Here is a 9279-nt window from a genome sequence, read left to right as displayed (position 1 = left end):
CCCCCAAATCTGCATTTCCGTCCCACTTGGATTCGGGACGCAAACGCAATACCGGCGAAATTGCACTTCCGTCCCACTGCCAAGGACTCCAAATCCTTGGAATTCCGCCATTCCTCGATAATCCCCAAATAAAGCGAGTGAAATGGGAGCGGGACGCAAACGCAAAATCGGCCGAAATGCGTTTGCGTTCCGCTCTTACCTCAGGCATTGGCGAATCACCAGTGCGTCGCATTCGTTGGCGAATCACCATCGCCAACGAATGCACTCGGCACATTCACCCCTGCGACTCTTGCCCTCAAATCACGACGAGTCGGCAGGAGGCCAGACTCGATTGGATACGCAGGACACTGACGGCAACTGGTGATCACTGCCGCGCGGCCGGGCGACCGGGAACCGGCATCAGCTGTTGCGGTTGATTTCGATGTCGGTGACGGTGAGGTTCGCCTCGTTGACGAGGTTGAACAGGATGACCTCGGCGAGCGGACCGGGCTGCATGAAGGTGTGCTGCTTGGCCTCGGACACGTAATCATGGCTGTCGCGGTAGAAGGCGGTGTCGATGCCGCCCGGGTAGACGGCCACCACCTTGACGCTGGTGCCCTTGTATGCCGCCTGCAGGCTCTTGGTATAGCCCTTCTCGCCCCACTTGGTGGCGCAGTACACGCTCTCGTTCGCATTGCCTCGGGTGGCCGCGGTGCTCATGATCTGGGCGATCTTGACGTCCTGTTCGCCGCAGGCCTTGAGCGTCTCCACGGTCCACAGGATCATGCCCTTGAGCCCCTTGAGGCACTTGTCCACGTCGGCCGCTTCGTAGGCGGTGGGCACCTTGAACGATGGCTGGCCGGCGTTGTTGATGAGCAGGTCGATGTGGCCCAGTGCGGCGATGTCGGCCACGGAGGCGCGCACGAACGCCTCGTCGGTGATGTCGCCCACATAGGCCCGGTACGATTCCGCCGGCCACTGCGCGGTAAGCTCCGCCTGCCGTTCGGCGTTGAAATCGATGCCGGCCACGAGCCAGCCCTTGGCGATGAGCTGGCTGGCGAACTCGTAGCCGAGCCCCAGCGCGCTGCCGGTGACGATGGCGATCTTCTGGCCTGTTGCGGTGGTCATAGTGGCTCCTTGCGTCCGATTGCTTTCCGTTACAAAATTACCTGGAAACCGGCCCTGTCGTGTGCATCGTCGCGCATCGTCGGGCCAACCGCCGATCGTAGACTGTCCGATCGTAGGCCGCGCACCTGTTATGCGAGCGTCCTTTGCAGCAACTACTCCTCGGCGACCAGCTCGAGGTACGAGTCGTTCCACAGGTCCTCGTCGCCGTCGGGCATGAGCAGCACACGCTCGGGGTTGAGCGCCTCGACCGCGCCCTCATCGTGGGTGACGAGCACGATCGCACCCTCGTATTTGGCGATGGCCTTGAGGATCTCCTCGCGCGAAGCCGGGTCTAGGTTGTTCGTGGGCTCGTCGAGCAGCAGCACATTGGCGCGCGAGGTCACCAACGTGGCCAGCGCCAGACGGGTCTTCTCACCGCCGGAGAGCACCCGAGCCGGCTTCATCGCGTCGTCGCCGGAGAACAGGAACGAGCCGAGGATGGAACGGGCCTGCGTGTCGTTGAGCTCCGGCGCCACATGCGTGAGGTTCTCCAGCACGGTGGCGTTGAGGTCCAGCGTGTCGTGCTCCTGCGCGAAGTAGCCGATCTTGCATCCGTGGCCGTAGTCCACCGAACCGGTGTCCGGCTCCTCGATATGCGCGAGCAGGCGCAGCGTGGTGGTCTTGCCGGCGCCGTTGTAGCCGAGGATGACCACGCGCGAGCCCTTGTCGATGGCGAGGTTCACGCCGGCGAACACGATGTTGGAGCCGTACGCCTTGGAAATGTCCTTGGCCATGATCGGCGTCTTGCCGCAGGGCGCGGGCTCCGGGAAGCGGATGTCCGCCACCTTCTCCTTCTTCTCGGCCGTCGAGGTGTTCTCGAGCAGCTTCTCGGCGCGGCGCATCATGTTCTGCGCGGCCACGGCCTTCGTGGCCTTGGCGTGCAGGCGGATGCCCTGCTTCATCAGGCGTTCGGCCTTCTTCTCGGCCACCTCGCGCTCTCGGCGGCGGCGCTCCTCGTCCACCACGCGCTGGTGCAGGTAGCCCTTCCAGCCCAGGGAGTACATGTCGATCTGGCCGAGCTGCGCGTCCAGATGCCACACCTTGTTCACGGTCTCATCAAGCAGTTCGGTGGAGTGGGAGATCACGAGGAATCCGCCCTCGTACTTCTTGAGGAAGCCGCGCAGCCATTCGATGGAATCGGCGTCCAGGTGGTTGGTCGGCTCGTCGAGGATGAGCGTGTCCGCGTCGGAGAACAGGATGCGCGCCAGCTCGATGCGTCGGCGCTGGCCACCGGACAGGGTGCCAAGCTTCTGCTCCATGACCTCCTGCGGCAGTCCCAGCGATGCCGCCATCGCGGTGGCCTCGGACTGGGCCGCGTAGCCGCCGGCCTTCTCGAAGTCCTGCATGGCCTTGTCGTAGCGGTTCATGGCCTTGCTCATCACGTCCGGATCCGGGTCGGTCATCTCCTTCTCGGCCTTGCGCATGCGGCTGATGATGGTGGCGATGTCGCGCGCGCTCATCATGCGGTCGAGCGCGGACTGCTCCGGATCGGCGGCATGCGTGTCCTGCGGCAGGTAGCCGAGCTTGCCGGAGACGTGCACCTTGCCGGCCGTGGGCAGCATATCGCCGGTGATCACGCGCGTGAGCGTGGTCTTGCCGGCACCGTTGCGCCCGACCAGACCGATCTTGTCGCCCTTCGCGACGTGGAAGTCGGTGGGATGCAGCAGCGTACGCGCGCCGATCTGAATCTCCAGACCTTGTGCATCAATCGCCATGCCTCACCTAACGCTTTCCTTGAATGTTGAATCCCGAAATAAACCAACGCACCATGGTAGCGGAAGGCGTGAAGAATGGGCAAGACACCGCCATCCCGGCGCCCGGCGAGCCACTAGAATCGTCAAGGGAACATGTGTTTTTCGAAGGGGGTTGCCATGGAATACGCCGATGACGCCGATCGCCGCGAACTGCTGCTGCACAGCGCCTATGCCGCCGAGCAGGTGAGGGCCATGGAACGGCCGCTGTTGGACAGGGGCGTGCCGCTGATGCGCATGGCGGCCCAGGCCGTGGCCCATACGGCCGCCGGGATGCTGGATGACGAGGATCTGGCGCTTGAGGACACGTCGATCGTGCTGCTCGCCGGCGCCGGCGACAATGGCGGCGACGGTCTGTTCGCCGCCGCCGCACTGGCCCAGGAGGGTGCGGCCGTGACCGCCGTGGCCGTGGGCCGCACGCTGCACGAGGAGGGGTTCGCCGCGTTCGTGCGTGCGGGAGGCAAGGTGCTGGTGCTCGACCCGGAGGCGGGGATTCCCGGATGCGCGTCCGGCTTCTCCGCCGGCGAGGCCGGGGAACGGCTGCAGGCCGCCGTCTCGTTGGCGTCGAAGTCGCATCTCATCATCGACGCGATGACCGGCATCGGCATTCATGGCGCGCTGCGCGGCATCCCCGCGGCGCTGGCCTCCGCGTTGGGCCTCGATGGCGAGGTGCCGGACGAATCCGCACTGCCGGGCCGCGAATCGTCCGGCGACTTCCCGCTGGTGCTGGCCGTCGATACGCCATCCGGCGTGGGCGTGGACGATGGCTCGCTGCCGGGACCGTATCTGCCGGCGGATGTGACGGTGACGTTCGGCGCGATGAAGCCGTGCGCGGTGCTGCCGCCGGCCACGTTCGGCTCCGGGCGCATCGAACTGGTCGATTTCGGTTTCGACATCGACGACGTGGAGCCGGCCGTGGAGGTGGTGGACAACATGTTCGCCTCCGATGCGGTGCGCCTGCCGCATGTCGATGACGGCAAGTATTCGCGCGGCGTGGTGGGCCTTGTGACCGGCTCCCAACGCTACCCGGGCGCGGCTGTGCTCACCGCCCGCGCTGCGGCCCGCGCGAACACCGGCATGGTGCGTTACCTCGGCCCCGAACGTGCACAGAACATGGTGCTTGTGGCTCTGCCCGAAGCGGTGCTGGGCAAGGGGCATGTGCAGTCCTGGGTGGTGGGTTCCGGCGTGCCGTCGGGCGACGCGGACGGTGCCGATGCCGACCTCCAGCGCCAGACCATCGCCGCGCTGCTCAGGCACTATGCGTTGGACGGCGAGCCGGCGGTGGACGACGCCGCCTACGACATGCCGCCGGTGGTCGTGGACGCCGGCGCGTTGGATCTGCTGCCTGACCGCGTGCCCGGTCAGGTGGTCATCACGCCGCACGCCGGTGAGATGGCGGCGCTGCTCAACCGGCTCGAGGCCGGTCGGGCCGTGGCCCGGGCCGATGACGCGTCGCCGAATGCCGGCGGCTACGCCGGAGCGTCTGATGCAGAGGATGCCCACGACACCGTCGGCTTCGATGGCAACGCGGATTCCGGCACCGGCTCCACCAGTACCGGTACGGGCACCGGCAGCCCGGAAACCGCTGAATCCAAGTCCGATGGGACTGAATCCAATACCGTCTCCTCCCCCACGGCCGCTGAATCCGAGTCCGACGTCACCGGCGATTCCCGTGCCGCCTCCCCCGCGACCGATACGCCGTCATCATCCGCAACGCCGGACGAACCGGCTGCCGCCTTCACCGCGCGCGACGTGACCGCGTATCCGCTGGCCTGCGCGCGTCGCGCCCACGAGCTCACGGGTGCGACGGTGCTGCTCAAGGGCGCCGTGACCATCGTGGTGGATGAGGACCACACCTACGTCTCCGGCAGTGCGCCCGCATGGCTGGCCACGGCCGGTGCGGGCGATGTGCTGGCCGGTCTGGTCGGCGCCCTGTTGGCGCAGCAGGATGACGAGATCACCACGGCCGAGACAGTGGCCGCCGCCGCGTATCTGCACGGCATGGCCGCGGCGATCGCTTCGGAATCCGAACAGCAGGGGTGGCAGGAGCCCGATTTGGTCGGCCACGGCCGCCGTCAGCGGTTCATGACCCTGGGCCACCCCATCGTGGCCGGCGACGTGATTCGCGCCATCCCGGAGGCCATTGCCGACGTCGTCGCGTGACGCATCGGCCGGTCCGCAGGCCTTTTCCGTCTTCCGTCGCGGCCGCATCGCCGTGGCAGAAGCACCACACAGGCTGGTTTGGGACGGTAAGTATGCGGCCCGACGATATGGCCGCGTACTTACCGTCCCAAACCAGCCTCAAACAGACGGTATGTACGCGGATACCTCGTCACGCCGCATACATACCGTCGAAAACGGCCGTCGAACGGCCTCCAAACGTACCGACACGGACGATGTGCGTCCGGTCCGGTACGGTACGTCACGCCGCGGCGCACAGCAAACGGCGCACAGTGCGAAGCGCGCGCATACGGTCGGAAACTCACACCTCGGGTTCGCCGTCGGTGTCGAGACGGTAGCCCATGCCGGTTTCGGTCTTGAGATACTTCGGGTGCGCGGGATCGGGCTCGATCTTCTTGCGCAGCTGCGAGATGTACAGACGCAGGTAGCCGGTGTCCTTGACGTGCTGCGACCCCCAGATCGAGGTGAGCAGATCCTGACGGGTCACCAGCTTGCCGGCGTTGCGCACCAGCACCTCGAGCACCTTCCATTCGGTGGGCGTCAGGCGCACACGCACCTCGCGTCCCTTGCCGCCGCGGAACACCGCGTGCGCGTTGAGGTCCACGGTCACGTCGCCGAAATGCACCAGCGGCGTCTCGCTTTCCGCCGCGTTCTCCTGCGTGACGCGACGCAGCAGGGCGCGGATGCGGGCCAGAAGCTCGTCGATGGAGACGGGCTTGGTCACGTAGTCGTCGGCGCCGGCATCCAGCGCGGCCACCTTCTCGCGCGCGTCGGTGCGGCCGGACACCACCAGAATGGGGGCCTCGGTCCATCCGCGCACGCCCTGGATCACGCCCATGCCGTCCATGCGCGGCATGCCGAGGTCCAGCACGAACAGGTCGGGATGCTCCTCGACCGCCACCGTGATGCATTCGACGCCGTCACGCGCGGTGACGATGTCATACCCCTGTGAATGCAGGGTGATCTTCAGCGCCTTGAGGAACTGCGGATCATCGTCCGCCACCAGAATCTTCATCACCTTGCCTCCTCTCACGAATCCTGTGCCGAACCGTCACCGCCTGCGGCGGGCCGTCCGGCTCCATCGGCGTCATGACCGGTATGCCCGGCATGACCGTCGTCCTCGTCCGCACCGTTCACCGGGATGGGGACCGGCGCGACTATCTCGTCGTCATGATCGTCCACCGGCGACGGCTCCTCGGCGGAGTGCGTCTGCCTCCCCGCTGCGTCGCCGTCCCGGTCCTTGCCGTCGGAGCTGGCGCCAGAACCCTTCCCGCCGTCGACATCAGCGGCATCGTGGGCACCGGCCCCGGACTTCCGCCCGTCGGCCCTGTCAACGGCTGCGGACTCATCCTTCCCGCCCTTCATGATGCCGTAGGTGATGAACCGGTCAAGTCCGCGTTCATCGGACCGCCCACGCCCGGGCAGCGGCAGAATCACATCGGAGACGGCATCCGACACGTTGAGCGTGTCCTTCTCGAGGATGTCGGCCGGGTTGGGCCGTTCGGCGGGCGGGATCACCTGGCCGGCGAGCAGCTTCGAATCGGCCTCGCGCAGCGTGATCACGATGGTCAGGCCGCCGCCGGGCGTGTCCTCGGGGCTGATCGAGCCGCCCATCGACTCGACGAACCCCTTCGACAGGGCCATGCCGAGTCCGAGGCCGGTGGTGTTGTCGGTATCGCCCAGACGGTGGAACGGCAGGAAGATGTCGTCCTTGCGCGAGTCGGGCACGCCCGGTCCCTGATCGGCGACGCGGATTTCGACCACGCCGTTGAACGACGAGGCGGACAGGCGTACGCGCTTGTCCGACGGACTGAACCGCATGGCGTTGACCAACACGTTGGACAGCGCGCGACGCAGCAGCGCCGGATCGGCCACCACCAGCGGCAGGTCGGGGGCGATGTCAAGGTCGATGGACCAGGGGCCGATGCCGAGTTCGTCGAACAGCGGGATGATCTCCTCGCCCACATCCGTGGCGACGAGCGACAGCGGCAGGGCGCCCTCGCGGATGCGCGAGACGTCCAACAGGTCGGTGACGAGCTTGGTGAGCTGCTTGAGGCCGTTGGAGGCCACGGCGAGCAGATCACGCCGGTCGCGTTCGCTCATCGTGTCACCCATGCGCTGCAGACCGGAGATGGCCGCGGTGGCGGAGGCGAGCGGCCTGCGCAGGTCGTGGCTGACCGCGTTGAGCAGACCGGTGCGCACCTTCTCGGCGGCGGCAAGAGGGCCGATCTCGCTGGCCTTGCGTTCCAGATCCTTGTGCTCGAGCACGGTCTGGATCTGGGAGAGGATGGCCAGCAGCATGCGCTGGTCGGAAGCCTCGATGGTCTTGCCGTAGAGTTTGAGCGACAGCCCGTGGTCGGACAGCGAAATCGTCTCCGGCTCCTCGATGGGGGTGGTGATGTCGGTGCCGGTCTCCTCGCTCGCGCGGGTTCCCGGTTCGCCGTCGGAGATGATGACCCGGTTGTCCTGCACGACGCGCACGCAGGAGAAGCCGAAGGCCTCGCGCGTGCGGTGCACGATGGCCTGCAACGGGTCGTCGCTGCGCAGCACGGCCCCGGCCACGCTGGCCAGCGTCTCCGATTCGGCGCTGGCGCGCTTGGCCTGACGGGCGATGGTGTCGGCGCGGTCCACCACCGCGGAGACGATGATGGCCACGACCACATACAGTACGATGGTCACGAAATCCTGCACACGCACCACATGCAATGTGCCGATGGGCTCCGTATACAGGAAGTCGAGCAGCAGTCCGGAGAGCACGGCGGACAGCACCGCCGGCATGAGCCCGCCGATGACGGCCGAGACCACCACGATCAGCTGCAGCAGCAGGGCATCGCGCTGGGCGAACTGCACGTCGCTGAACAGGTACAGCAGCCATCCGGTGAGCGCCGCGGACAGCACGGCGAATGCGAACCCGGCGGCACGTCGCGTCCAAGCCATCGGCGTATGGTTCGAGGAGGGCATGCGGATGCCCCGGTTGACGAACGAATGGGTGACGATGTGCACGTCGATGTCGCCGGACTTCTCGATGATGCCGTTGGGCGTCGAGGGCCGGCCGAGCCAGCGCGCAATGGCACCGCGCCGCGAGACGCCGACGATCACCTGCGTGGCGTTGTTGGCGCGCGCGTAGTCGAGCAGCGCCTCGGAGATGTCCTCGCCGACGATCTGATGGTAGGTGCCGCCAAGCTCCTCGACCAGCTCGCGCTGTTTGATGAGCAGCGCCGGGTTCGAGCCGGCGAGCCCGTCCTCGGGGGTGACGTGCACGGCGATGAGGTCGCCACCGCCGGATGCACGCGCCACGCGGGCGCCACGGCGCAGCAGCTGCTCGCCCTCGGGCCCACCGGACAGGGCGACGATCACACGCTCGCGCGTCTCCCACTTGGCCTTGATGTGGTGTTCCTCGCGATAGGTCTTCAGCGCCTCGTCCACGCGGCCGGCGAGCCACAGCAGGGCCAGCTCACGCAGGGCAGTGAGGTTGCCCACGCGGAAGTAGTTGCTCAGGGCCGCGTCCACGCGGTCCGGCTTGTAGACGAAACCGGCGGCGAGGCGTTCGCGCAGACCCTCCGGCGGCAAATCGACCAGCTCGACCTGCGAGGCGGAGCGCAGCACCTTGTCCGGCACGGTCTCCTTCTGCGTGCTGCCGGTGATCTCGCGCACCACGTCGTTCAGCGATTCGATGTGCTGGACGTTGATGGTGGTGATCACGTCGATGCCGGCGTCGAGCAGGTCCATGACGTCCTGCCAGCGCTTCTTGTGCACGGAGCCGGGCGCGTTGGTATGGGCCAGCTCGTCGACGAGGGCCACCTGTGGGTGGCGTTCGATGATCCCGAACAGGTCCATCTCCTCGAGCCACATGCCGCGGTAGCGCACATGGCGGCGCGGCACCGTCTCGAGTCCTTCCGCGGCCTTGGCGGTGGCGGTGCGCCCATGCGTCTCCAGCAGAGCGATGACCACGTCCTTGCCATCCTCCTGCAGGCGATGCCCTTCCTTAAGCATCGCGCAGGTCTTGCCGACGCCCGGCGCCGCACCCAGCAGCACCCTGAACGTCCCTCTCGCCTCTGCCATACACTCTCCCCTGTTCGACTCATCGACTGGTCGCCATCCGCGGCCATCGCGCTGACGTCCCTGTATACGACTGTATACGATAAACGCCATCAGGGGTGATGGCGCAGACACTTCACGCCATCACCCCCGATGAACGGTT

The 9279-nt window shown here is 66.7% G+C and carries 5 protein-coding genes; 1 reads left to right on the top strand and 4 read right to left on the bottom strand.

What is annotated here, in order from left to right:
• Positions 1-399: 399 nt before the first annotated feature.
• Positions 400-1107: an SDR family NAD(P)-dependent oxidoreductase gene (locus tag BG22_RS01105; protein ID WP_094668366.1), complete on the bottom strand. Its 708-nt coding sequence runs from the start codon at positions 1105-1107 to the stop codon at positions 400-402.
• 152 nt (positions 1108-1259) lie between these two features.
• The gene (locus BG22_RS01100) at positions 1260-2861 is read right to left on the bottom strand and encodes an ABC-F family ATP-binding cassette domain-containing protein (RefSeq protein ID WP_094668365.1); all 1602 of its coding nucleotides are present in this window, start codon (positions 2859-2861) and stop codon (positions 1260-1262) included.
• Positions 2862-3017: 156 nt separating this feature from the next.
• On the opposite strand from BG22_RS01100, the gene BG22_RS01095 reads away from it, so the two are divergent.
• Complete coding sequence (locus BG22_RS01095; protein ID WP_140492323.1) at positions 3018-5060, top strand: bifunctional ADP-dependent NAD(P)H-hydrate dehydratase/NAD(P)H-hydrate epimerase; 2043 nt, start codon at positions 3018-3020, stop codon at positions 5058-5060.
• A gap of 319 nt (positions 5061-5379) precedes the next feature.
• Here the strand turns inward: BG22_RS01095 and BG22_RS01090 are convergent, their stop codons facing one another.
• Together BG22_RS01090 and BG22_RS01085 are read right to left on the bottom strand one after the other, a co-directional pair.
• Positions 5380-6093 (bottom strand): response regulator, encoded by a 714-nt coding sequence (locus BG22_RS01090; RefSeq protein WP_094668363.1) that lies wholly within the window; start codon positions 6091-6093, stop codon positions 5380-5382.
• A 14-nt stretch (positions 6094-6107) separates the two neighbouring features.
• A complete protein-coding gene (locus BG22_RS01085) occupies positions 6108-9140 on the bottom strand; it encodes an ATP-binding protein (protein ID WP_140492321.1) in 3033 nt (1010 codons plus the stop codon).
• Positions 9141-9279 lie beyond the last annotated feature (139 nt).

The sequence above is a fragment of the Bifidobacterium sp. UTBIF-78 genome (assembly GCF_006408945.1).
GTDB lineage: Bacteria > Actinomycetota > Actinomycetes > Actinomycetales > Bifidobacteriaceae > Bifidobacterium > Bifidobacterium myosotis.
Note: the sequence above shows the minus strand (reverse complement) of the source record. Positions and strands in the feature narration are given on the sequence as shown.